This window comes from Nosocomiicoccus ampullae, assembly GCF_001696685.1.
Classification (GTDB): Bacteria; Bacillota; Bacilli; order Staphylococcales; family Salinicoccaceae; genus Nosocomiicoccus; species Nosocomiicoccus ampullae_A.
Genome location: NZ_MBFG01000001.1, coordinates 124,049 through 148,937, shown reverse-complemented (window position 1 = coordinate 148,937; position 24,889 = coordinate 124,049). Strand labels below are relative to the sequence as shown.

The 24,889-nt window shown below is 36.2% G+C and carries 19 protein-coding genes; 4 read left to right on the top strand and 15 right to left on the bottom strand.

Features of this window, described 5'->3' with window-relative positions:
- Nucleotides 1-102 precede the first annotated feature (102 nt).
- Both BBS29_RS00690 and BBS29_RS00685 read left to right on the top strand, forming a co-directional pair.
- A complete protein-coding gene (locus BBS29_RS00690; protein WP_068128091.1) occupies nucleotides 103-1,191 on the top strand; it encodes a YkvI family membrane protein in 1,089 nt (362 codons plus the stop codon).
- Nucleotides 1,192-1,325: 134 nt separating this feature from the next.
- Nucleotides 1,326-2,411: a YkvI family membrane protein gene (locus BBS29_RS00685; RefSeq protein WP_068128088.1), complete on the top strand. Its 1,086-nt coding sequence runs from the start codon at nucleotides 1,326-1,328 to the stop codon at nucleotides 2,409-2,411.
- 62 nt (nucleotides 2,412-2,473) lie between these two features.
- Here the strand turns inward: BBS29_RS00685 and BBS29_RS00680 are convergent, their stop codons facing one another.
- The 7 genes from BBS29_RS00680 to hflX all read right to left on the bottom strand — a co-directional run bounded on the left by BBS29_RS00680 (nucleotide 2,474) and on the right by hflX (nucleotide 10,880).
- Nucleotides 2,474-3,808, bottom strand: a complete 1,335-nt coding sequence (locus BBS29_RS00680; protein WP_068128086.1) for a protein adenylyltransferase SelO family protein — start codon at nucleotides 3,806-3,808, stop codon at nucleotides 2,474-2,476.
- Nucleotides 3,809-3,813: 5 nt separating this feature from the next.
- Nucleotides 3,814-5,028, bottom strand: a complete 1,215-nt coding sequence (locus tag BBS29_RS00675) for a CynX/NimT family MFS transporter (protein WP_084778757.1) — start codon at nucleotides 5,026-5,028, stop codon at nucleotides 3,814-3,816.
- 54 nt (nucleotides 5,029-5,082) lie between these two features.
- A complete protein-coding gene (arcC, locus tag BBS29_RS00670; RefSeq protein ID WP_068128083.1) occupies nucleotides 5,083-6,024 on the bottom strand; it encodes a carbamate kinase in 942 nt (313 codons plus the stop codon).
- Nucleotides 6,025-6,164: 140 nt separating this feature from the next.
- The gene (allC, locus tag BBS29_RS00665) at nucleotides 6,165-7,385 is read right to left on the bottom strand and encodes an allantoate deiminase (protein ID WP_068128080.1); all 1,221 of its coding nucleotides are present in this window, start codon (nucleotides 7,383-7,385) and stop codon (nucleotides 6,165-6,167) included.
- A gap of 24 nt (nucleotides 7,386-7,409) precedes the next feature.
- Complete coding sequence (locus BBS29_RS00660; protein WP_068128077.1) at nucleotides 7,410-8,372, bottom strand: NAD(P)-dependent oxidoreductase; 963 nt, start codon at nucleotides 8,370-8,372, stop codon at nucleotides 7,410-7,412.
- Between the two features lie 43 nt (nucleotides 8,373-8,415).
- Nucleotides 8,416-9,657 carry a methionine gamma-lyase family protein gene (locus tag BBS29_RS00655; protein WP_068128074.1) on the bottom strand — a complete coding sequence of 414 codons (1,242 nt, stop codon included), beginning with the start codon at nucleotides 9,655-9,657 and terminating at the stop codon, nucleotides 8,416-8,418.
- Nucleotides 9,654-10,880: a GTPase HflX gene (gene hflX, locus BBS29_RS00650; protein ID WP_068128072.1), complete on the bottom strand. Its 1,227-nt coding sequence runs from the start codon at nucleotides 10,878-10,880 to the stop codon at nucleotides 9,654-9,656. Before hflX ends, BBS29_RS00655 begins: the two co-directional genes overlap by 4 nt.
- A 101-nt stretch (nucleotides 10,881-10,981) precedes the next feature.
- Here hflX and BBS29_RS00645 point away from each other — a divergent pair, with 101 nt between their 5' ends.
- Nucleotides 10,982-11,473 carry a hypothetical protein gene (locus BBS29_RS00645; RefSeq protein ID WP_068128069.1) on the top strand — a complete coding sequence of 164 codons (492 nt, stop codon included), beginning with the start codon at nucleotides 10,982-10,984 and terminating at the stop codon, nucleotides 11,471-11,473.
- Nucleotides 11,474-11,495: 22 nt separating this feature from the next.
- Here BBS29_RS00645 and miaA read toward each other — a convergent pair whose 3' ends face one another.
- The 7 genes from miaA to BBS29_RS00610 form a co-directional block, all read right to left on the bottom strand.
- On the bottom strand, nucleotides 11,496-12,389 hold the full coding sequence (miaA, locus tag BBS29_RS00640) for a tRNA (adenosine(37)-N6)-dimethylallyltransferase MiaA (protein ID WP_068128066.1): 894 nt from the start codon (nucleotides 12,387-12,389) through the stop codon (nucleotides 11,496-11,498).
- Nucleotides 12,379-13,260, bottom strand: coding sequence for an alpha/beta fold hydrolase (locus BBS29_RS00635; RefSeq protein WP_068128064.1), 882 nt, complete (start codon nucleotides 13,258-13,260; stop codon nucleotides 12,379-12,381). Before BBS29_RS00635 ends, miaA begins: the two co-directional genes overlap by 11 nt.
- Nucleotides 13,261-13,274: 14 nt before the next feature.
- A complete protein-coding gene (gene mutL, locus BBS29_RS00630) occupies nucleotides 13,275-15,104 on the bottom strand; it encodes a DNA mismatch repair endonuclease MutL (protein WP_068128060.1) in 1,830 nt (609 codons plus the stop codon).
- A 12-nt stretch (nucleotides 15,105-15,116) separates the two neighbouring features.
- Nucleotides 15,117-17,585, bottom strand: a complete 2,469-nt coding sequence (gene mutS, locus BBS29_RS00625; protein WP_068128058.1) for a DNA mismatch repair protein MutS — start codon at nucleotides 17,583-17,585, stop codon at nucleotides 15,117-15,119.
- A 346-nt stretch (nucleotides 17,586-17,931) separates the two neighbouring features.
- Nucleotides 17,932-18,357: a RicAFT regulatory complex protein RicA family protein gene (locus BBS29_RS00620; RefSeq protein WP_040929107.1), complete on the bottom strand. Its 426-nt coding sequence runs from the start codon at nucleotides 18,355-18,357 to the stop codon at nucleotides 17,932-17,934.
- Between the two features lie 58 nt (nucleotides 18,358-18,415).
- The gene (locus BBS29_RS00615) at nucleotides 18,416-20,230 is read right to left on the bottom strand and encodes an ABC transporter ATP-binding protein (protein ID WP_068128056.1); all 1,815 of its coding nucleotides are present in this window, start codon (nucleotides 20,228-20,230) and stop codon (nucleotides 18,416-18,418) included.
- Complete coding sequence (locus tag BBS29_RS00610) at nucleotides 20,223-21,944, bottom strand: ABC transporter ATP-binding protein (protein ID WP_068128053.1); 1,722 nt, start codon at nucleotides 21,942-21,944, stop codon at nucleotides 20,223-20,225. Before BBS29_RS00610 ends, BBS29_RS00615 begins: the two co-directional genes overlap by 8 nt.
- A 198-nt stretch (nucleotides 21,945-22,142) precedes the next feature.
- Here BBS29_RS00610 and BBS29_RS00605 point away from each other — a divergent pair, with 198 nt between their 5' ends.
- On the top strand, nucleotides 22,143-24,263 hold the full coding sequence (locus BBS29_RS00605) for a DEAD/DEAH box helicase (RefSeq protein ID WP_068128050.1): 2,121 nt from the start codon (nucleotides 22,143-22,145) through the stop codon (nucleotides 24,261-24,263).
- A 195-nt stretch (nucleotides 24,264-24,458) separates the two neighbouring features.
- On the opposite strand, the gene BBS29_RS08310 is transcribed toward BBS29_RS00605, so the two are convergent.
- A partial coding sequence (locus tag BBS29_RS08310) for an IS3 family transposase (protein ID WP_148128988.1) occupies nucleotides 24,459-24,889 on the bottom strand: 431 nt, incomplete at its 5' end.

Below are 24,889 nucleotides of genomic sequence, written 5' to 3'. Positions count from 1 at the left end.
AATTATGGTTGTTTTATTTAACGTATAGTGTAATATCCTACTTTACATATAATCTACGTTCTGTATAATCGAAAAATGTATGTATAAAAGGGAGATGATACATTGAATATTAAAGAACTCTTAAAGTTTGCGTTCGCATATTGTGGTATCGTCATCGGTGCTGGATTTGCGACTGGTCAAGAAATCATGCAGTTCTTTACTAATGATGGAATAATGAGTTTCGCAGGAATAGTACTTGCAGTTTTAATGGTTACTTTTACATTTAGACAATCAGCAAAAGTTGGTTATTTATATGACGTTGAGTCACATGAGTTACCACTCATAAAATTATTCGGTAAATATTTTGGAACATTTTTAGATTACGCACTTATATTCTTTATGTATGTAACATGTTTTGTCATGATTGCTGGTGGTGGTAGTAACTTAAACGAAAGTTTCGGTATGCCAGTATGGGTTGGATCGATCGTTATGATTATATTAGTGTCTATTACACTGATGTTAGATTTTGATAAAATCATACACTTACTCGGTATCGCAACACCAATTCTTTTAATCATGGTTATCTTTATGACAATTTTCGCATTTATCAATGCAGACCTTTCATTAATAGAAGGTGCGAAATATGCGGATTCTACAGTACCACCTTGGAATGTTTGGTGGATTGATGCAACAGTATACGCTGGACTGATGTACGGCGTTGGATATAGTTTTATTACGATTATGGGATCAGATACGAGACTTTACGAAGTTGTTAAAAGAGGTTCATTACTCGGTGGACTATTCGTTCTAATTTTAATGCTTCTATTAAATGGTGGATTACTATTAAATATGGATATTGCAGTCACGAGAGATATTCCAGCACTCGTCGTAGCAAACGCAGTGCATCCACTATTTGGATCTATCTACTCTATCGTGATTATCGTACTTATTTACAATACGGTAGTGGCACTTATGTATGCAGTACTCGTTAGATTCACTGAAGCTAAAAGTAAAAAATATGTCGTACTACTTAGTGTTTTAATGGTCGTTGCGTTCTTATTTACTCGCATCGGATTCGTTGAACTCATTAATATATTCTATCCATTATATGGTTACCTCGGGATTATTATCGGATTTGGGTTCTTCATATTATGGATTAGAAAGAAAATACAACGTTCTCCGTATTACGACAATACAAATAGTGAAGAATAATTATCATTACCTATCCAATTATTTGGATAGGTTTTTTCGTGTAATTAAACGCCCTCAACAAAACAATAACAGTTAATATAATCTTTACATAATTCAACCGTATTATATAATAATCATGTATAGGAGATGGTTTTTTGAATATAAAGGAACTTTTAAAGTTTGCCTTTGCATATTGTGGTATCGTAATCGGTGCCGGATTTGCAACTGGCCAAGAAATTATGCAATTTTTTACAAATAATGGAATGGCGAGTTTCATATCTATTATTTTTTCTGTTTTAATTATGACGTTTATTTTTAGACAAATTGCGAAAGTCGGATACTTATATGACGTAGAATCACACGAATTACCGCTCAATAAATTATTCGGTAACGTGTTCGGACGTATACTTGACTATTTACTTATATTCTTTATGTTCGTCACGAGCTTTATAATGCTAGCTGGTGGCGGTAGTAACTTAAATGAAAGTTTTGGAATGCCAACATGGGTCGGTACGATTGTATTAATTGTACTCGTCTCAATTACGTTAATGTTAGATTTCGATAAAATTATTAACTTACTTGGTATTGCGACGCCAATTCTTTTAATTATGGTAACAATTATGTCGATTTACGCATTTTCAACAGCAGATATGACACTTTCTGAAGGTGCAACTTATGCGGACTCTACAGTACCACCTTGGAACAACTGGTGGATTGATGCGATCGTATATGCCGGATTAATGTTCGGAGTTGGATTTAGTTTTATTACGATTATGGGTTCTGACACGAGATTATATGAAGTAGTAAAAAGAGGTTCGTTACTCGGTGGATTCTTTGTTTTAATTTTACTTCTACTAGTAAACGGAAGTTTATTACTGAACATGGATAGTGCAGTAACTAAAGACGTACCATCATTAGTTGTCGCAAACGCAGTACATCCAATTTTTGGATCTATATACTCGATCGTCATTATCGTACTTATCTACAATACAGTCGTTGCATTAATGTATGCGGTACTCGTTCGATTCACAAGTTTTAGAAGTAAACAATACGTCATTTTACTTGTCGTACTAATGATCGTATCATTCTTCTTAACACGTATCGGTTTTGTTACATTAATTAACATATTCTATCCATTATATGGATATTTAGGTATAATTATCGCAATCGGCTACTTTGTACTATGGGTGAGAAAGAAAGTTCAACGCTCACCATATTACGACAATACAAATAGTGAGTAATAAAATAACACTCCTAAATTGGATGACCAGTTTAGGAGTGTTTGTTTATGTTCTATATCCTCTCACGTTCCACACGTCGTATAAAAGTCGTTTCCTCTCGACTCTTTTAAGTACTCTGGAGCGTTGTCATTATATGGTTTTGTACTTGCCTTTAGCATTTCATGTACTTTATTGTAATCCCCATTTATTGCATCTTCTATCGCTTGCTGTACCGTATGATGTCTCGGCACAAACGATGGATTTTTTCGTTTCATTAAGTCATAATCTACGACGTGATCACGATAATTTGGTGTAAATGCTAGTGTCCCTAAAGCGAGTTGTCTAAACGTATTTGTATAATCGAGTTGTCTTTCTTCGATTTCTTTTAAAAATTCAATAATCATTTTTTGGTCGTCTTCATCGTTATAGTCGATATCTTCTATACCGATTTTTTCACCCATTAACGTAAACCATTTGCGGTTATAAAATTTAGGGAATTGATCGAGTACGGATTGCGCAATTTCAACCGCTTCTTTTTCATCGTCACTAAATAATGAAATCATCGCCTCACCGAGTTTGCTTAAGTTCCAGTGCATAATTTTCGGTTGGTTTTGATAACGATATCTACCGCCCCCGTCAATTTGGCTAAATACTGCGTCTTGATGATACGTTTCTAAAAATGCACACGGTCCAAAGTCAATTGTTGAACCGTCAATCGTTACGTTATCTGTATTCATAACTCCATGCACAAATCCAACACTTTGCCAATGTGCAACGAGTTCGGCTTGTTTTCTTACGACCATTTCAAAAAACATTTTGTATTTTTTGTTATCGTCAATATCTTTTAAATACGGATAATGTCTATTAATTGCGTAATCGACGATTTCTTTTAAATACGGTTCTCCAGCTACCTTGCCAAATTGAATCGTACCAACACGTAAATGAGAATTCGCAACTCGGATTAGTAACGCGGCTGTCTTATCGACTTCTCTTTCAGCAACTTCAGTCGTTTCTAATAACGCTAAACTTCTCGTCGTCGGTATATGAATATTATATAAAAACTCTGAGTAAATGTATTCTTTAATGGCAGCGTCGATCGGCAGTAATCCGTCTCCACCACGAGAATACCTCGTCGGTCCACTTCCCTTTACAGCTATGTCAACAGGTGAATTGTCTAATAATGTTTCGCCTATTATTATTTGTCTGCCGTCTCCTAAAATAACTGGGTTACCAAACTGATGACCAAAATAACTTTGAGAAAATGGTGTCTCTTGATTATTAAATAAATCTGATGCACTTTTAAAGTCGAATTTACGACCTAACGGTACGTTAAATAGTTTCTCTTTAAAATCATAATGTAGTGGTGTATGAGTTTCATAAAATATTTCACTGTTATCTAAATATGTGTAGCTATACATATAATCTACCTCTTTGTAAAAATCGTTTCTTCGATTGTTTTATCTTCAGTGGCAATCATTAACGTTATAAATACCATTATACTTAACAGAATGAAAATATAAATATTAACGATTTCGTTTTGAATGTGATCTTGAATCATACCCATTAAGAGTGGCCCGCTCGCTGCGATAATGTAACCGACTGACTGAGAGAATCCGGACAACATCATGCTCCCGTCATATGTATTCGCCTTTAAAGAAAATAGAACCATACATGTTGAAAAAGCCGAACCTGCACCACTACCAATAAGAAGCATCGCAATTAGTAATACGATATTTTGTTGAACGAACATTAAACTAAAACCTGTAATGAAACATATAAATATAATAATGACTGGTATTCGTTTGTTTTTTACACTTTCAACAAATTGAGGGAAAATAAACGCAATCGGGACTTGAATAAACTGTGCGAACATAAAGTAGTATCCCGCAGTTTTAAATGTCAATCCTTGTGCAACTAAAATTGTCGGAACCCATGCGACGACGCTATAAAAAATCATAGATTGTAAACCGAAGCTAAGTGCGAGACCCCACGCTATTCTCGATTTTGTTATGTCCTTCACAGTGAGTGTAGGTGTATTCTCATCGACTCCTTTAGGATGATAAGTCGGTGCTTTTAATTGTTTAATCCAAAAAACAATCGCTAATAGAGCTAAAATAAGCCAAATCGATAACGATAATTTATAGTCATATCGACTCACCTCTGATAGTGGAACAGATAAACCACCTCCAATACCCGCCATACCGTTCATTACAGCACCGTATAAGCCAGTGATAAGACCAATATGAAGCGGGAATTTTAGCTTCACATAACTCGGAATCGTCACGTTTCCAACCGCTATACCGAGTCCAATAATAATTGTACCTAATATAAACCACTCGACACTCGATAAGTTTCGAATGACGAGACCACATAATATAAAAATTAAAGAATAAAATATAAACAAGTTAATAGAATATTTTCGTACGAGTCTCGGTATAAATGGTGACGCAATACCAAATATTAAGAGTGGTATCGTCGTGAGAAGTCCTGCGACTGTATTCGAAATATGTAATGAGGCTTTAATTTGATCGACTACAGGACCAACAGCTGTAATTGGTGCACGTAAAATCGATGCAACGAACATCAATGAAATAATTAGCATCCAATGCTCTTTTAAATCATATAATTTTCCACTCAATAGTATCCTCCTTAAACTAGAAAAACACAGCCAATAATTGGCTGTGTAATTATATTATAACGTAATATGAGTACCCGCTTCACCTGCTAATGCTTTAACCGCATCAGATAATGAACAAATAATCGATTCTTTTCCTTCACCTGATTTTGCAAAACCAATTGCTGCCTCTACTTTAGGAAGCATTGAACCTGAAGCGAAGTGACCTTCTTCAATATATCGTTCCATTTCTTCGACAGTGACGCGTTCTAATTTTGTTTCGTTTTCTGTACCGTAGTTAATAAGAGCGTTCGGTACATCTGTTAAAATCATTAACTTATCTGCATCACTTTGTAGTGCAAGTTTAAGTGCTGAACGGTCCTTATCGATTACAGCGTCCACTCCGTGAATGACACCGTCTTCGTCACGCCAAACCGGAATACCCCCACCGCCTGAAGAAATAACGATCGATTGTTCAGAAAGTGTTTTAATTTCTTCGACACCGTGAATAAGTTTTGGTTCTGGAGATGGCACGACGCGTCGATATCCACGTCCTGCGTCTTCTTTCATGTCGTATCCGAGTTCTTCTTCCATACGTTTTGCTTCTTCTTCAGTGAAGAATACGCCGATTGGTTTAGTCGGATTTTGAAACGCTTCGTCGTCTTTGTCAACTTCAGTCATCGTGAGTAATGATACGACGTTTTTGTCGATATTTGCTTCTTTCAGCTTGTTTTTTAGTGCTTGCTCAAGCATGAATCCAATCATGCCTTGTGATTCCGCACTACTTACAAATACTGGCATCGGTTTAATGTCAGCTTTAGCCGCTTCATTTTGAGCAATAATAAGACCAACTTGAGGTCCGTTACCATGAGTAACGATAATTTCGTGTCCTGCTTTGATGAGGTCAACCATACTCGTCGCTGCGCTATACACGTTTTCGTACTGGTTCTCGTAAGTTGGCTCTTGTTTTGGTTGTAAAATTGCGTTACCACCTAATGCTAAAACTACTTTTTGACTCATTCATACCACTCCTGATTAAATATTTAATTGATGCCATATGGTCACTCACATTTGACGTAAGATTTAATTTATACAGCATTTTTATTTTATCAAAACTTTCTTTATGAATAAATAAGTAATTTTAGTGATTTCATATCTTTTTAATACGCTAATTTATACAACGCTTTTGCTAAAACTTCAATCCCTTTAACTAAATCTTCAATATCTGTGTCTTCTTCGACGTTATGAGATAATCCACCGATAGATGGTACGAACAACATACCTGATGGTACAAACTGTGAAAATATTTGTGTGTCATGACCTGCGCCTGAAACCATAAACTTATAGTTCCCTGATGTTACTTCTTTTGCAGAATCTTCGATTGTTTTTATAATTTCTTCATTCATCAATGTCGGTTGTTCATCTAAATGAAGTGTAATCGTCGCTTCTAATCCATTTTTTGTAGCAACTTCTTGAATCGTATCTTCGACAATTTTACTAAAGTGATTTAATTCCTTTTCGTCTATATGACGCGTGTCTACACTAAATTCAATTTCACTTGGGACAACGTTCGTGACATTTGGAACGAGGTTTACTTTACCAAACGTAATGACAAGTGGATCTCCAATCTCTTTAGCTTTCTGATTTAGTCTTTGTACGATTTCGCTAAATGAAACAACTACATCTTTTATATAACCCATCGGTGTTGTTCCAGCATGGTTTGCTTCACCTTTTAAGTTTATGTAATATCGTTTAAAACCAACAATACCTGTAACGACACCGATTTGTTTTTGTTCTTTTTCTAGCACTTGACCTTGCTCAATATGAATTTCTATCCACGCTTTAATGTCGTTTCGTACTGAGTCGTCTGTTCTAAAGTCAAAACCTGATTGCCTCATCGCATCGACAAAATTAACGCCTTCAGAGTCTGTAAGTCCTTTTACAATTTCGTTATCTTGAATGTTAAAGAAGTTTTTACTGCCCCAAAATGCAATTGGGAACCGGCTACCTTCTTCTTCAGCGAGTGCAAGTACTTCAATATTTTTCTTAGGTTGACCATATTTTTCTTTTAAGTAAAGAATCGCTGTAAGTCCGGCGAGAATTCCGTATTGCCCGTCGAGATGACCACCTTCAACGACAGTGTCGATATGAGATCCCGTTAAAATCGTCTCATCGCTATTTACTCCAACGAGTTTACCTGAAACGTTACCGATTGAATCTTGAACGACTTCTAATCCGTTATTATCGAACTCTTCAATGAGGGCATTAACGGCAGCCTTCCACTCATCTGTATATAATAATCGTGTAATCCCATGTGGTTCTAAACCACCAAAACGAGAAAATTTTTCATCTAACTTTATAAACGTTGAACGAATATCCATATATCATGCCCCTAATTCAATCATTTAGTTCATTAAGTTTTGAGGGTTTCCTTCTAAAAACTTAATCGTATTTTCAAATGCGATTTTTGCTCTTAACTCCATCGCTTCATCTGTTAAGAATCCGACGTGTGGTGTTAATACTGTGTTTTTTGCATTTAATAATTTGTAGTCCCCTGGAATTGGAGGTTCCATATCATATACGTCGATTCCTGCTCCAGCGATTACATCGTTATTTAACGCATCTGCTAAAGCATCGTTATCAACGACTGGTCCACGTGCACAGTTAATTAAAATGGCACTATCTTTCATTTTCTCAAACTCTTCTTTACCGAGTAAATGATGAGTATCTTTCGTTGCTGGTACGTGTAAAGTAATGATATCTGACTGTTTTAACATGTCATCTAAATCCATATACTCCATACCGAGTTCTAGCGCTTCAGGTTTTTCACTAGATCCGTTATAAGCGATTAAGTTCGCGCCAAACGCTTTAAATAGCTTAGCAGTTTCTAAACCGATTTTACCTGTTCCGATAAAACCAACTGTTTTTCCTTTAATTTCTCGACCTTGGAATGCACCAGGGAAGTTTTCAGCTTTTCTCGTATCACTGTCTCCTTCAGTGATTTTTCTAAATACGTCTAACGTTAAACCGACTGCGAGTTCAGCAACAGCTGTATTAGCATAACCTGCAGCGTTACTTAAGAGAACTTTTTCTGTCGTATTTGCGTCTTCTAGTTCTACGTGATCGACACCTGTAAATGCGACGTTGATGTACTTTAAGTTATCATTTTGTTCGATTGCTTCTTTTGGATATGGATTGTTCGCAATCATAATAACGTCAGCGTCTTTACTACGCTCGATTAATTCATCTTTATCCGTCGTTTTCTCGTTGTAATACACAAATTCGTGACCTTTTTCTTTAATCGGTGCTGCGAGTTTTTCCACCATTTCGTCCGGTATGTTTAGAGGTTCTAATAATTTAACTAACATAGTACCATTCTCCCTTCACAATTCGATATACCCTTAAGCGTTTCTATATAATCCCTTTCTCACTCCAGTGAGTAAGAACTTTTTCTAACGCGTATTTAACGTGCTCGTATACTAAGCCACCTTGCATAAATGCGATATATGGTTCCCTCACTGGCCCATCTGCAGATAATTCTAAAGATGCACCTTGTATAAATGTTCCTGCTGCCATAATGACTGGATGTTGATAGCCTGGTATTAAATCTGGAATCGGTAAAAATTTAGAGTTTACAGGACTCGCGCTTTGTACCATTTGTATAAATGAAATCATTTCTTCTTCAGTGTTAAACTGAATGCTTTGTATTAAGTCAGTACGTGTTTCATCGAATAGTGGATCTGTACGATACCCTAATTTCGTTAACACGTGACTCGTAAGTAGCGCCCCATTTAAACTTTCGATTACAGCGTGTGGCGCCATAAATAATCCTTGGTACATATCGAGTAATACTTCTAGTGACGCACCCATTTCTTTACCGATACCTGGGACTGTTAACCTGTAACTAACACGTTCAATTAAATCTTTACGACCAACGACGTATCCACCCATTTTAGCAAGTCCACCACCTGGGTTTTTTATTAAACTTCCAGCAGCGATATCCGCACCGACTTCTATCGGTTCTCTACGTTCTACAAATTCACCATAACAGTTATCGACAAAAACGATAATGTCCGGATGACGTTCTTTAATCGTTTTTATAACCGCTTCAATTTGTTCGATCGTTAACGATTTTCTCGTCGAGTATCCACGTGAACGCTGAATACCGATTACTTTCGTATTGTCTTTAATGTTGTTTAAAATCGCATCGACGTCGAACATTTTATCGTCAATTAAATCGACGTAATTAAAATCAATACCGAGTGCTTTCATACTTCCGACGTCTTCCACACTATCTCCGATTACTTTTTCTAACGTGTCATATGGCCAACCCGTAATGTATAATAACTCATCTCCACGTTCTAATAACGATAAAAGACTGAGAGAGATCGCATGTGTTCCTGAAATAATTTGAGCGCGTACTAGCGCATCTTCTGCTTTAAAAATATCTCTATAAATGTCTTCTAATTTATCGCGACCCGTGTCGTCATATCCGTACCCGGTAGTTCCAGTAAAATCACTTTCCATTACTGAGTGATCGTTAAATGATTGCATCACTTTTTTAAAGTTGTCGTATGCAATTTGTTTATTCTGTTTTACAAGTGGTTCTATTTCTAATTCTGATTGTTTAATAATCTCTAATGCGTGTGTCATTGTTTCTCCTTTAAAATCTCTTGAACGATACTCATATCTTTTGTGTATCCTTCAATTTTGTAAACTTCTAAAGACTCGTCAAACGCTTCTTTCGTCACGTACGTTCTTTGTTTTAAATCATACAATTCGTTGATTTTACTCGGTTCAATATTTCTATTATACGCTTCATAATGCTTTTTGATTCCGTCTTCTAAACAGTTTAACAGCGTACGTTTTTGCATAAATTTATTGACGATAAAATACATTTCCTCTGTCACATAATTTAAATTCGGATTTAAGTCACTTTTATTGAATAGTACAATGACCGGAATGTGTGACATATCGAGCTCTTTTAATAGAGCGATCACCGTATTAAAATGGGCGTCGATATATTTTGAGTTGTTATCGATGACGTGAATTAAAAAGTCACTGTCACGTGCTTCTTCTAGCGTAGATTTAAAACTTTCAACGAGCGTCGTCGGTAATTTTTGAATAAACCCAACCGTATCTGTCAAAATCGCATTAAAACCATTTTGAAATTCTAACTTTCTCGTCTTCGGATCGAGTGTTGCGAATAATTGGTTAATTTCTTTCGTGCCCGCTTCAGTAAGTGCATTAAACATCGCTGACTTCCCGGCGTTCGTATATCCTATCAAACTAAATTTAGTGACGTTACTACGATTTCTTTGATCGCGGTAATTTTGTCTCGTATTTTCAATCGTCTTGAGTTCTTTTTTAATCTCTTTAATACGTCTATTAATATGTCGTCGGTCGGTTTCTAATTTCGTTTCACCAGGACCTCTCGTCCCGATTCCCCCACCAAGACGAGATAAGTTAATACCTTGTCCGCGAAGTCTCGGGAGTAAATACTCAAGCTGAGCGAGCTCGACTTGTAGCTGACCCGCTTTCGTATTTGCACGTAAACTAAATATGTCTAAAATGACTTGCGTTCGATCGAGAACTGACGTATCGAGTATACTTTCAATATTTCTATTTTGTGATGCTTTAATTTCATCGTTTACGATGACGTAATCGAGCGTGTCATACATCGCTTTAACTTCTTCTAAAAAGCCACTTCCGACATAGTAACGCGTGTCGACTTCTTGGCGATTTTGAATGTGCGTATTTAATATGTCAATGCCGATAGATTCAGCTAAAACCTTTAATTCAGATACTTCACTTTCGATGTCTTCAGTATCTTTTGTGTTTACGGCGATAATGATGCCTGAAAATTGTTGTTCCAACTTGTGTCACCTCCAGATTTAAAAATAATTATCTGTTTTGTGTTTAACGTCAGCGTTTTAAGTGAATATAAGTAAGGCGAATAGATAAGGGTGATAATTAAATGGTACGTGAGTTTTACGATTTAAAAACAAGAGATATCCATAAAAACTTAATAAAAATGTCCGATTATAAAGATCATGTTGTACTAATTGTTGCGATGGCGAGTAATATCGACCGTTTTAATGATTTAACGATGCTAGAGAAACTCTACAGCAACTTAAAAGATCAAAGATTAGAAGTTCTTCTATTTCCTACAGATCAACTCGATGAAAAAGAAACACTTCGCTCTACTGAACTCGACCATGCGTTACATCAAGCATTGGCCATCGATTTACCGTTAATGGAAAAAGTAGATGTAAAAGGTGATACGAAACATCCGATTTTTAGTTACTTAACTGAAGGTAAATTTAAAATGTTTAAAAACGATGTGAAACGAAACTTTACGATGTTCGTCGTTTCTAGAACAGGTGAAATCGTTAAGCGACTCAATCACGATGTGAATTACGAAAGTCTATATAATATAATCGAACCATACTTAGAAGAAAGTGTATAGTAAAAGTCTCATTGATTTATGATCAATGAGACTTTTTTATGAATGTCTCTATTCTCTCAAATATCTCCGCTTCATCAGTACCGACTTTATACCATTCCACACTCAATTTATTTCTTAAATATGTCAATTGACGCTTCGCGTATCGTCGTGAATCTTGTTGAATATCTTCGATTACCTTATCTAGCGATTTTTTTCCGTTAAAATAATCGATGAATTCATGATAACCAATTGCTCCAAGTGCTGTTTTAGATAAGTCATACGTTTCAAAGAGGTTACTTACTTCTTCTTCAAGTCCTTCACTCATCATCGTTAAGACTCGCTCATTGATACGTTCGTATAAGACATCTCTATCGTCATATAATCCGATAATTAACGCGTCGTATTTTTCTTCAGTATCATGTGACGGTTTCGCACCTAAATCATGTTTTACGAGTACACGTATCATACGTTTACGATTGTTAATATGAACGTCTTCATTTAATGCTTTTACTTTCTCAAACAATGCATCATTAGAAAACGTTTCGTAATACTGTACACGTGCTTCTTTCTCTTTATGATCTTCATCGTCAAATTGAAAATCGTTAATAAGCGCATGGATGTAAAACGCAGTACCACCAACGATAAATGGAATATTATCGTTTTTATATTCACGTTCCATTAACTCTCTGACTCTCGTTTGAAATTCTTTTACAGAAAATTCTTCTTCTGGTGATAAAATATCGATCATTTCATGGCGAACACCGTCCATCTCTTCACAAGAGATTTTACCAGTTCCGATATCCATCCCTTTGTACACTTGCATCGAGTCGCCACTAATGACGTTTAAATTAAATCGTTTTGCGATTTTAATCGACATATCTGTTTTACCAACAGCAGTCGGCCCGACGAGACAGATTATTTTTTGGTTATTCTCCATCGATTACCGTGTCCATCCACTCTAAAATCATACGGTAGACGTCATTTTTAATATCTTCGTTTAAAATTTCATGACGATATCCTTCGTATAATACGGATTTTGTGTGTAATCCGTGCGCTTTTAAAGTCGCATCTAGCACTTCAACGTCTCTACCGTTATGACTAAATGGATCATCTTTACCGCTAATTAACAAAAAGTTTGTGTCTTTACTATAGTTTCCAATAACTGCTTCACTATTTACTGCAAAAATCGCATTGTTCACAGCTTTAAACGTATTAATCGATACCGGATGACCAGATAATGGATCTTTGTTGTAGTTCACGACGTTTTCATAGTTTTTGCTAATCCATCTATTTCTCGCTGTTCCATCCACTTGACGATCAAATCCAGAAAATGCGAGACGATTAATAAATAAGCTCTTAGCGTCTGGTAATACTTTAGCGACACCGTTAACGAATGCTGTTTCAATCATCTCCATCGGCGACGTACGATTACCTGTTCCTACAATGATTGCACCTGTTGGTTGAATTGTTGAGAGTAATAATCTTAAAACGATACTCCCCATCGAATGCCCGATGACAAATTTCGGTAAATCTTCTGGAAGTGAGTCGTAGACGTCTTTTGCATCTCGAACGAGCGTCTCAAAACTTCCTATTTCTCCGCGATTTCCTTTATCTCTTGAACCGTGTCCGTTATGATCATATACAACGCAGTATATGTCATGCTCTTTAAAGAAGTTTAAAAGATAATCATAACGTCCACTATGCTCTGAAATTCCGTGAAGGAGTAACATCGCGGCTTTTGGATTTTCTGGTTCATATACTTTTACGTCAATCGCTTCATTTCGCGTATAGACGAGTTGTTGTTTCATTTAATAAACACCTCTTACTTCATAATACGATTAAACATTTTTTCAATTTCATACGTTGTCCACTTAATAATGACAGGTCTACCGTGTGGGCATGTATATGGTGACTTACACTGAGATAAATCTTTTAATAATGCACGCATTTGTGTTAAATCTAAATAATGATTCGCTTTAATCGATTGTTTACAGCTCATCATAATCGACATCTCTTCACGATATTTATTGACTGAAAACTCATCAGTATTCGAGATAAAATCAATGACCGACTCGATATCTCCTTCTGGATCGTCTTTTAATATCCACGACGGATATTCTGTCACTGTATATTGCTTAATACCCGTTTTTTCAATATTAAAGCCGAGCGCTTTTAAATCTTTTAGTTTTTCATCGATTCGAATGACGTCGTCATATGAAAACTCGAAGTGATATGGTAACAGTAAAGGTACACGCTCATCGCTATTTTGAATGTTTTCATAGAAATACTCATACTTAATACGCTCTTGTGCGGCATGTTGGTCCATTAAGTACATACCTTCATCGTTTTGCATGACGATATACGTGCCGTGAATTTGACCGACGATTTCTAAATACGGTAATTTTGAATCGTTATAATCATCATACGACTCTCGAGAATGACTCATATGCTCTTCAATTGGCGTATTCACATAAGATAATTCATCTCTTTTTTCCGTATGAATATCAAAATTATTTTTAGTATTGTTTTCATTATTTGAAAATGTGTTTTCCCTTTTATAATCTTTAAACGAACTGTCAAACACTCGGTGAGATGAAAAATCAAACACGTTTTGTGTCATCACTGGCTTTTCAGTTTTCTCACGCGCTTCGATTTCTGGAATGAGACGTTCAGAACGTAATTCCTCACGAATCGTCTGTTCGATTAATTGTTGTAACTCTTTTAACTTAGACAGTCGGACTTCAGTTTTCGCTGGATGGACGTTGACGTCAACGAGTTTTGGATCCATGTCGATATTTAATATAACGACTGGATATTTATCTTTTGGTAATAGTGTATGATACGCTTCGACTACACTTTGTACGAGTCTAAAATCTTTAATAATACGCGAGTTGATCGCAAGGTTAATATAGTTTTTGTTACTTCTCGTAATTTCTGGTCGAACGATAAATCCGGATAATTTATAATCCGGAGTTTTCGCTTTCACTTTTACACTATGTCTCGCGACGTTTAGTCCGTACACATCAGAAATGACTTCTTGTAAATTTCCATTTCCTTTTGTATGAAAACGAACTTTACCGTCAAATGCTAATTTAAACTGAATATGCGGATGGTTAAAACTAAAACGCTGCATAATATCGATAATACGACCCGCTTCAGTTTGTAAGCTCTTAATATATTTATAGCGTGCCGGTGTATTAAAAAATAAGTCTTCAATCGTAACGACTGTCCCGATACGTGATTTACCATCTGTGTAATTTACTTCGCGACCACCGCTATACTCGAGTTTAAACGGTTGTCTATCTTTACGATAACTTTCAACCGTCGCTTTAGATACCGCTCCAATACTCGCGAGAGCTTCTCCTCGAAACCCCATCGAACGAATTTCAAATAGATCGTAGTCTTCTGCGATTTTACTTGTTGCATGACGCTCAAATATTAAACGACTATCTCTGTCGTCAATACCTTCGCCGTTATCGACGACACGTATCATTTTTAGTCCGCTCTCTTCAATAAACACTTCAATCGAAGTCGATTTCGCATCTATAGAGTTTTCAACGAGCTCTTTAACGATCGAACTTGGACGTTCGACTACTTCACCAGCCGCAATCTTATTTTGGATAACTGGATCTAGTACGTGGACTCTCTCCATATAATCCCCTCTTTACTTTAGTTCGTCTTGAAGTTCACTCAGTAATGTCAACGCTTCTATCGGTGACATATGATTTACGTTTAATGCTTTGATTTTTTCTTCTACAACACTAAACGTTTCTGTGTCTTCTTCTAACGATAATTCAAGTTGTGTGACGTCTTCTTTCTTATCGTAGTTCGCTTCTTCTAAACGTTTTAAAACTTTTCTCGCTTCAATCGTCACTTCTCTTGGAAGGTCTGCGAGTTCTGCTACTTGTATACCGTAACTCTTTTCAACTGCACCTTTTTCCACCTTATGTTGGAACTCAAGTTTACCGTTCTTTTCTGACGCTTTAACGTGCACGTTCATTAAGTGATGCAGTGACGCGTCTAAATTCGTCAGTTCATGGTAGTGCGTTGAAAATAGTGTTTTCGCGCCGATATGATTATGAATATACTTTAACATCGCTTCAGCGAGTGCCATGCCGTCGTACGTACTCGTACCTCTTCCAAGTTCATCAAATATAATTAAACTATTTTTTGTCGCGTGTTTTAACGCATCATTCGCTTCCATCATTTCTATCATAAATGTTGATTTACCACTCGATAGATCGTCACTCGCACCAATTCTCGTAAATATTGCGTCAAATACAGGTATCTTACATGACGATGCTGGTACGTTCATACCGATTTGCGCCATAATTGTAATCATCGCAACTTGACGCATATACGTACTTTTACCACTCATATTCGGTCCGGTAATTAAATAAATAAACGTATCGTTATCCATAACGACGTCATTTGGTACGTACGTTCTTTCTCCGAGCACCTTTTCAACGATTGGGTGTCTTCCATCGATAATTTCTAATTCCCCATCCGTAAACGTTGGTCGAACGAGTTGGTGCGTATTAGAAACGTCTGCAAAACTAATTAAGCAGTCAAGTATAGACAGTTGTTCACTCGTACGCTGTAGTCTTGCCGTGTGTAATTTGACGCTGTCACGTAACTCGACGAACATTTCATACTCTAAGATGACACTTTCATCTTCTGCTTTTAGTATTTTATCTTCCATTTCTTTTAACTCTGGTGTAATATAGCGCTCTGAATTCGTTAACGTTTGTCTACGGTCATAACCAAAGTTTTCAGCGTTAAATGTCGCTGCTTGTCCTTTTGAGATTTCTAAAAAGTATCCGAACACTTTGTTAAAACCGATTTTCATATTTTTAATGTTCGTTCTTTTCTTTTCAGTTTCTAAATAATTTTCTAACCACTCTCTTGAGTTATGTTGTAAATCTCTTAACTCGTCGAGCTTTTCACTAACACCTGATTCAAAAATATTACCTTCACGAATCGTCTTTGGTGCGTCAGATTTTAATACTTTTAGCATTGAGTAGACGTCACTTAACACGTCAAAGTCTTTAAATAACACATTATCAATTAAACCAATCGATGAAAGTAATCGGTACACGTCAGGTAAGCCTTCTAAAGAATCTCTAAGTTCTACAAATCCTTTTACGTCGATATTTCCAAAACTCATTCGACCTGTCAGTCTTTCGATATCATAGACGTTATTTAACGCAGCTTTTATATCTTCACGCTCGATAAAATTGTCGAGTAACACTTGAACGACGTCTTGACGGTTTTTAATCTCATTAACGTCGATGAGTGGCGATTCTATTAAACGCTTCAGTTTACGTCGCCCCATCGGTGTTTCTGTTTGATTTAAGTACCAATATAACGACCCTTTTTGCTTTTTAGTTTGAAGATTTTCAACGAGCTCTAAGTTACTAATCGTCGACTGAGATAACTTTAAATGTAAGTCGACATTGATCTCTACAATATCTTTTAAATGTGTTAGTTTTTGTTTGTTTTGAGTTTCTATATAAGATAGTAACTGTGTATGAGCATTCTCTTCACTATGTTCTACGACAGTGATTAACGGTGGATCTGTAAACATGTTTTTAAGTACAGTTTCTCCGTCATTTGTCGTCACGATTTCTCTCGCATTTATACGTGATAATTGAGTGTATAACGTATCTATGTCTTTCGTTTTAAATTGATACATATCGCCTGTCGAAATATCTCCGTAAACGACTTCGTACGTATCTTTATTTACATATAGTGATAAAATATAGTTACTTTTATCTTGTTCGATACCAAAATCATCGATTAACGTTCCCGGTGTAATGACGCGAACGACTTCACGTTGCACCATACCTTTTACGAGCTTTGGATCTTCCATCTGTTCACAAATCGCGACTTTATGACCTAAGTTAATGAGTTTTTCAATGTAGCGCGTCGCAGAATGATGCGGTACCCCTGCCATCGGTACTTTACTCGTTTTATCTCTCGCAGTTAACGTAATTTCTAACAGCTTAGCCGCTTCAACTGCATCGTCATAAAACAACTCATAAAAATCACCAAGTCTAAAAAATAAAAAGGCATCTTGATAGTTTTCTTTAATCGATAAATATTGTTTCATCATCGGAGTAACGTTCGACATATACACTCATCCTAACCATTAATATGACTTAAATTATACCATGAAAAAAAGAGTGGCTCTAGCCACTCCCTTACTCAACGTCTTTACTTATATTATTCACTATATTATTTTCGCCTATTAATTAGTTTGATAATTAAATAAACAACAAGACATAATATCCCTATATTTATTAAAAGTGAAAACGGAGCTACAGCAGCAACTATCATAATACCCCTCCTATTGTATTGTTTTATACATTAGTTCTCTAATACTTTTTAACCTTTCTATTAAAAAGTATATTAGCATATTATGAAAGCGTTTAAAAGTATTTTTTTACAATAAAAAAAGAGTGGCTCTAGCCACTCCCTTACTCAACGTCTTTACTTGCTTTGTTGTTCATCGCAGCGCCAGTTTCACCTTCTAAGTGATCTCCACCTGTACGCTCGATGATTTCATATGTCACTGAACTACTAATCGCGTGTGACACCATTTGTAAAATGTCGTTTACATTTTCTTGCGCATCGATAAATTGCTGAACGATTGGCATATCGTCAAGTTCTTTTTCGAGTGCGTCAATTTTTTCTTGTGCAAGTTCATATGCACGTGTTTTCCCGTAACTTTGGAAGTTTACTGCTTGTTGTTGCAGTGAACGTAAACTTGCCATCTTTTCACGGATTTCTTTATTTTCGTGAATTTTCGCCTCTGCCTTTTCAAAGAATTTTACTTCTTCAGTTTCCGAAATCATTTTACCGACTTCTTTTGCAGCTGCTACAATTTCATCTTTAGTTGCCATTATAACTCACCTTTTATTTTTAGTATGTCACTATTATAAAGTATATCATTGAATATTACTATCCGTTCACCATTTTATAATATACACCTTTTTGGTCGAGGAGTTCTTTATGACTTCCGGATTCAATAATTTCACCATGTTCTAATACGATTAAACGGTCGACTGCGCGCACTGTATTTAATCGGTGTGCGATGATTATAGACGTACGACCTTTCATTAAGCTTTCTAATGCTTCTTGAATTTTTAACTCTGTAATCGTGTCGATACTTGAAGTCGCTTCGTCGAGTAATAATATGTTCGGGTTACGTATAAACGCACGTGCGATTGATATAAGTTGACGCTCTCCGACAGATAATGCATGATTTTCTCCGTCGATCACTGTGTCATATCCATATTCAAGTTCCATAATAAAATCATGAGCGTTCGCATTTTTACATGCTTCGATAATTTCTTCATCAGTCGCGTCTAGCTTACCGAATCGAACGTTTTCTTTAATCGATGCGTTAAATATAAACGGATCTTGTATAACGAACGCACTGTTTTCTTTTAAGACGTGTCGCTTATAGTTTTCGATGTTTTCTCCGTCGATTAAAATCTCACCTTTGTCAACTTCGTAAAATCGATTCAATAATTGTACGATCGTCGTTTTACCAGCACCTGTTGAACCGATTAACGCAATCGATTCACCTGGCTTGATGTCAAACGATACATCGTTAATTGTCGGACGCTTTTGATCTTTGTCGTAACTAAATACGACGTTTTTAAACTCGATATGACCGTTTAAATCTCTATCTGTAATCGTACCGTCATCTTTTTCTGTTTCAGTATCGATAATATGGAATACACGTTCTGCCCCTGCGATTGCAGAAAGTACTTGGTTAAACTGGTTCGCTAGATCTGCGAGTGGACGTGTAAATTGTCTCGCATATTCAGCGAATACGACGATAATACCAACTGTTACAGTATCTGTCGTTAGTGCGAGTATCCCACCGATACCTGCAACGATTGTAAAACTTAAGTTGTTTAACATGTTCATAATTTTAGGAATCATACCACTGTAAAGGTTCGCCCAAAATGTGACGTCACGTAAGTTTCTCGTTCTCTTTTCAAATTGATCGATAACATAATCTTCTTGAGAGAATGCTTTAACGATTTCTTGACCAGAAATTACTTCTTCGATATAAGCGTTTAACTCCCCAGTACTTCTTTGACGTATTCTATATAACGGACGCGTACGGTTTGTTATATACTTTACCAGAACAAATAATAACGGAATGATTGTAAGCGTAAGTATTGTAAGTAACGGGCTTAAGTACAGCATAACTGAAATTGTACCGATAAGTGTAATTACAGACGTCGTAAACTGTATGAACGAGGAGTTTAACGTTTGAGAAATCGTCTCGATGTCGTTTGTCATACGACTCATTAACTCCCCTTGTTGACGTTTATTGTAAAAGTCGATCGGTAAATACTGCATATGATTAAATAATCGATATCTCATATTAAATACTGTACGTTGACTCGCACCAACCATAATAAACGACTGTGCTAACGTCGAAATACTATGAAGGACATATACACCGAGTAATACGAGTAATAGAGTCACAAACCCATCAAACTCTTTTGGTACGAGATAATTATCGATCGCTCGACCAACTAAAAACGGACCGATGATACCGAGTAAACTCGTAATGACAACGATAATTATAACGAGTAATACTTTGTAACGTTCATCTCTCATAAACTTCCAGAGTCGCTTTAACGTACCAGACATATTCGATGCACGTTGCTGATTATGGTTTCCTTTATTACCAATATCTTCTTTTTTTAATATTGGTTTTAAACCGAAAGGTTCTCTTATAAATTTAATCATCAAACGACCCTCCCGTCTTTTGGCTTTCTACAATCGATTGATATAACTCTGATTCTTTCAGGAGTGAATCGTGTGTACCAATTGCTGATACTTTTCCTTTTTCAAGAAGAAGTATTTTATCCGCAGTTTGTGCCGTTGAAATTTTTTGCGTAATAATAATTCTCGTGACGTTTAAATCACTCATCTTTTCCCATAAACTACTTTCAGTCGTTCTATCTAACGCACTCGTTGAATCATCTAATATAAGGATAGATGGACGCTTTAAAAGTGCACGTGCAATAGATAGACGTTGTTTTTGTCCACCAGATAACTGCACGCCGCGTTGACCGACTTGTGTGCTATATTGATGATCAAAACGAATAATGTTGTCGTGAACTTGTGCTTTTTTCGTCGCATCATAGACGTCAGCTTCTGTCGCAAATTCGTCTCCCCACAACATGTTTTCAAAAATTGTACCGGTAAATAACACTGCTGACTGCGGAACGTATCCAATGAGTTCTCGTAATTCATTGACGTTCCAATCTTTCACATTTTTACCGTCGACATACACTTCTCCGTGCTGTGGATCATATAGTCTTGGTATAAGATTCACGAGTGAACTTTTACCAGAACCAGTCGCCCCCATAATGACGAGTGTTTCATTTTTATCAACTTTAAACGAGATGTCTTCTAATATATTTGAAACGCTGTTCACATATTTGAATGTTACATTTTTAAACTCTACAGATGCACCTTCATTGTTATCGATTTTCTTAGCAGTTTCTGCTTCAGTAATATCTGCATGTAACACTTCACTAATACGGTCTGCTGAAGCTTTCGCACGCGTCGCAGAAATAATTAAGAAACTAAACATAGAAAATCCGCCTTGCATTCTTAACGCGTAGTTAATAACAGCGACAACTTCACCGACTTGTACTGAACTCGTCTGTAATAAGTCAGACGATACGTAAAGCACGAGCAGTAAACTTCCGTTCATAATGAGTAAAAGAACCGGTAAGATCGACTCCATTAATCGAAGTCCAAAAATCATATCATCGCGTAGTTTACCTGCAATACCACTAAAGCGATTCGATTCATATTCTGCACGGTTATTTACTTTAATTAAAAGCATCCCGCTTAAATTCTCTTGGAAGAAGCGGTTAATCTTATCGAGACGTCTTTGAATACGACTGAAAATAGTCGCTCCCATTTTCGCAACGATATATAAAAAGACGAGTAAAATCGGTGTCAATAGTGTTAAGTAAAAGCCGAGTTTTACGTTCACGACAAATGACATCACTAACGACCCGATAACGAGAAGCGGTGCACGTAGTAATATACGCATTCCCATAAATAGTAACATCTCAGAAATTAAAACATCTTGAGTGAGTCTCGTAATTAGCGTCGAACCGTTAAATTTTGATAACGTCTCTAACGAAAAACGTTGGACACGTCTAAAAATCGCATTTCGTAAGTCATTACCAAATGCATTCGTTGCAAAGCTCGATAAATATGTGTTAAAAATACCGGCAATAGTTGAAATGATCGATGCAAATAACATCAGACCTAAATAAAACCAAACGGTATTTAAATTATTTTCTGCAATCCCGTCATCGATTACCCCCTGGATAAATAACGGCTGAATTAACTCCACCGCAAGCTCTACAAACATAAGTAAAAGCCCGAGGATGATCAGCCATTTATACTTTAGCGCATAACTAAAGACTGTTCGCATAGTGACACCTCTTATTTCGGTTTTCGAATTACTTTAAACCTATTTTAGCACAATTACACTGAACTTACTGATGAAGTAGATTAAATTTTCAAAATCATTCTTTCGTCCGAATCAAAAACGATGATTATAGAATTTTTAACGTGATTCCTATATATTAAAAGTAACTTTTTAAACGAAAATCTAAGGAGTTAATGAGATATGGATGTTCAGTCAGAAAAGTTTCAAGTAGAACAGCTGAAACGTAATATAGATAATTTTCTAACGCATATTAGTGATGACACAATGAAAACCGCGCTACAAAACATACAGAAAAGACGTGCGGAGAGTGATATTAAAGTTGTCCCGGTAGACGTTTTAATTGATGATAATCGTAGACTCATCACAAGTTTACGTGAAAATAACATTTTCAACATCGGAGATTTAAGACGATTTGATTCGAAGTCTTTACAAATCGTACTCAAAGGAGCCGAACCTGAAGAAGTCGAACGATTAGTAAAAGATAAAGACGAAATGATCCGCAACATTACGAATCATACGTTCCCCAAAATTGATATTGATAATTTAACTCAAGATGCGCGTACATTATTAAATTATTGGTACTTTAATACGACATACAAAAATGAAGTGGAACAGTTAAAAAATGAAACTGTTACAAATGACGCGGAAAATCTATTAAAAACGATGAAGAAAAAACGTGGTATTTTTATGTCGTGGTTTCAATCTTTAGCTGAAAAAGAAAAAATTAACGCGGCGTTTCATCAATTTGAAAAAGTACAACCAGAGCTCAGTCAACTACATAAAGATGTCGATACGCTCTATAGTGATCTAAATAATGAGTTAAAAATAAAAGAAGCATTTATGAATGACAGTGCGTCATTTTATGCATTTATAGAATCTAGAACAGGCGTCGCGTCGAGTCAACACGCAGGTGATTTACCTTCAGTATTAGTTGAAAAAATAACAAACATGGACCTCGACGTATCACTACTTACAGGTGGAACATTACGTCCGTATCAAGCATTCGGAACGAAGTATGCGTTGTATAACAAACGCACGCTAATCGGTGACGAAATGGGGCTCGGTAAAACGATTCAAGCACTCGGAGTGATTACGCATTTATTTAAGGAAAATAAAACGCGCGCATTTGTCATTTGTCCAAAAAGCGTGATGGCGAACTGGGCACATGAAATTGAAAAATGGACGAGCATCCCTGTAAAAATATTTCACGGTGCTAAGCGTGACGAAGCGTTTAACGAATGGCTTGAAACACCGAGTATTTTAATTACAAATCCAGAGCATACGAAAAACATAGATTTCGACGCATTAGATTTTATCGACTGCTTAATTATCGATGAAGCGCATTTAATTAAAAATCCAAATACACAGCGTACAAAAAATGCTATGGCGCTTGCTGAAAAAAGTGAATACGTCATGATGATGACAGGTACACCGATTGAAAACAATTTAAACGAGATGAAGCACTTAATCGGCATACTACAACCTCAAATCATTAAAGAAATCGATAATAATCCACGTATGAATGAACCAGAAACATTTAAGACAATCGTATCACCTGCCTATTTAAGACGTAAACGTATCGATGTGTTAAAAGAACTCCCAGATATAGAATTCATCGAGATGTTTTCTGAAATGAGTCAAAAAGAACGTCAGTACTATAACGACGCTGTTCGAGAAGGCTTACCTGGTCTTATGAAGATGAGACGAGCTGCATTTACTGGTAATAACATCAACGATTCTGAAAAACTCGCGAACTTAATAGAAATTTGTACAGAGGCAAAAGAAAACGGTCATAAGATCTTAATCTTCAGCTTCTTTAAAGATAATTTAGAGCTCATCCATCAAACACTCGGTGCGCAAAGTGCGGGGATAATTTCTGGAGACGTTTCAATGAACGAACGTCAACAAATGATCGATACGTTTACACATCGAGAAGCTGGTGCAACGTTAATCGGCCAAATTGACGCAGCAGGCGTTGGTTTAAACATACAAGCTGCAAACATTGTAATTTTATGTGAGCCACAATGGAAACCATCTACAGAGCTTCAAGCAATTGGTCGAGCGTATCGTATGGGACAAACAAAAAACGTCATCGTGTATAGATTGTTATCGGAAAACAGTATCGACGAAGCAATCACACAAGTTAGAGATGAAAAACTAAAATCATTTAACCTATACGCAAACGACTCAAGCGTTGCTGATATCTTTAAAGCTCAAGAAATAGAAATTAATGAAAAAGATATTCAAAAAGAAGCGTTTGAAATCGAAAGAAAACGATTAGAGGAGAGTCAGGGTGCATAGATGGAGTTAGAGTTTGGGTTTAATTTTACGCAAAATCGATTTGCGTAAACGAGCACTCAGTTTCGTTGACAATTAGAGCTTTTGCGTCAAATTAATGAGCAACCCTTTTACACAAAAGCGATTTATGTTAAACAATAAAAAATAATTTTACAATAACCCGATTTGTTGTGCTACCCAAAAGTTGGACTTTTGGAATTAAGCAGATTGTAAGGTATGTTTCCTGAATTCTTCAGGAGACATGCCTTTTAATTTTAGCTTAATTCTATCTTTATTATAGTATCTAATATATTCATGTACTGCGATTTCTAATGCTTCATATGTCTTGAATACTTCTCCATAAAACATTTCCTGCTTTAATAAGCCAAAGAAGTTCTCCATCGGTGAATTATCTAAACAGTTTCCTTTACGTGACATACTCATTGTTGCACCATATTCTGTTATGGTATTTCCCCAACTACTATGCTGATAATGAAATCCTTGATCCGAGTGAACAACTAATTGGTTTAGATTGTGTTGGTGTTCCTCAAGTGCTTTATTTAAAGGATTTATAGCGATTGCTAGGTTTGGTGAACGACTTAATTGATAGGCAATCACTTCAGAGTTATAACAATCCATAATCGTTGATA

Excerpts from the sequence above, each read along its gene's own strand:
- BBS29_RS00680 (WP_068128086.1), bottom strand. The coding sequence starts at position 3,808 with ATGTATAGCTACACATATTTAGATAACAGTGAAATATTTTATGAAACT.
- arcC (WP_068128083.1), bottom strand. The coding sequence starts at position 6,024 with ATGAGTCAAAAAGTAGTTTTAGCATTAGGTGGTAACGCAATTTTACAA.
- allC (WP_068128080.1), bottom strand. The coding sequence starts at position 7,385 with ATGGATATTCGTTCAACGTTTATAAAGTTAGATGAAAAATTTTCTCGT.
- BBS29_RS00660 (WP_068128077.1), bottom strand. The coding sequence starts at position 8,372 with ATGTTAGTTAAATTATTAGAACCTCTAAACATACCGGACGAAATGGTG.
- BBS29_RS00655 (WP_068128074.1), bottom strand. The coding sequence starts at position 9,657 with ATGACACACGCATTAGAGATTATTAAACAATCAGAATTAGAAATAGAA.
- BBS29_RS00645 (WP_068128069.1), top strand. The coding sequence starts at position 10,982 with ATGGTACGTGAGTTTTACGATTTAAAAACAAGAGATATCCATAAAAAC.
- miaA (WP_068128066.1), bottom strand. The coding sequence starts at position 12,389 with ATGGAGAATAACCAAAAAATAATCTGTCTCGTCGGGCCGACTGCTGTT.
- BBS29_RS00635 (WP_068128064.1), bottom strand. The coding sequence starts at position 13,260 with ATGAAACAACAACTCGTCTATACGCGAAATGAAGCGATTGACGTAAAA.
- mutL (WP_068128060.1), bottom strand. The coding sequence starts at position 15,104 with ATGGAGAGAGTCCACGTACTAGATCCAGTTATCCAAAATAAGATTGCG.
- mutS (WP_068128058.1), bottom strand. The coding sequence starts at position 17,585 with ATGTCGAACGTTACTCCGATGATGAAACAATATTTATCGATTAAAGAA.
- BBS29_RS00620 (WP_040929107.1), bottom strand. The coding sequence starts at position 18,357 with ATGGCAACTAAAGATGAAATTGTAGCAGCTGCAAAAGAAGTCGGTAAA.
- BBS29_RS00615 (WP_068128056.1), bottom strand. The coding sequence starts at position 20,230 with ATGATTAAATTTATAAGAGAACCTTTCGGTTTAAAACCAATATTAAAA.
- BBS29_RS00610 (WP_068128053.1), bottom strand. The coding sequence starts at position 21,944 with ATGCGAACAGTCTTTAGTTATGCGCTAAAGTATAAATGGCTGATCATC.
- BBS29_RS00605 (WP_068128050.1), top strand. The coding sequence starts at position 22,143 with ATGGATGTTCAGTCAGAAAAGTTTCAAGTAGAACAGCTGAAACGTAAT.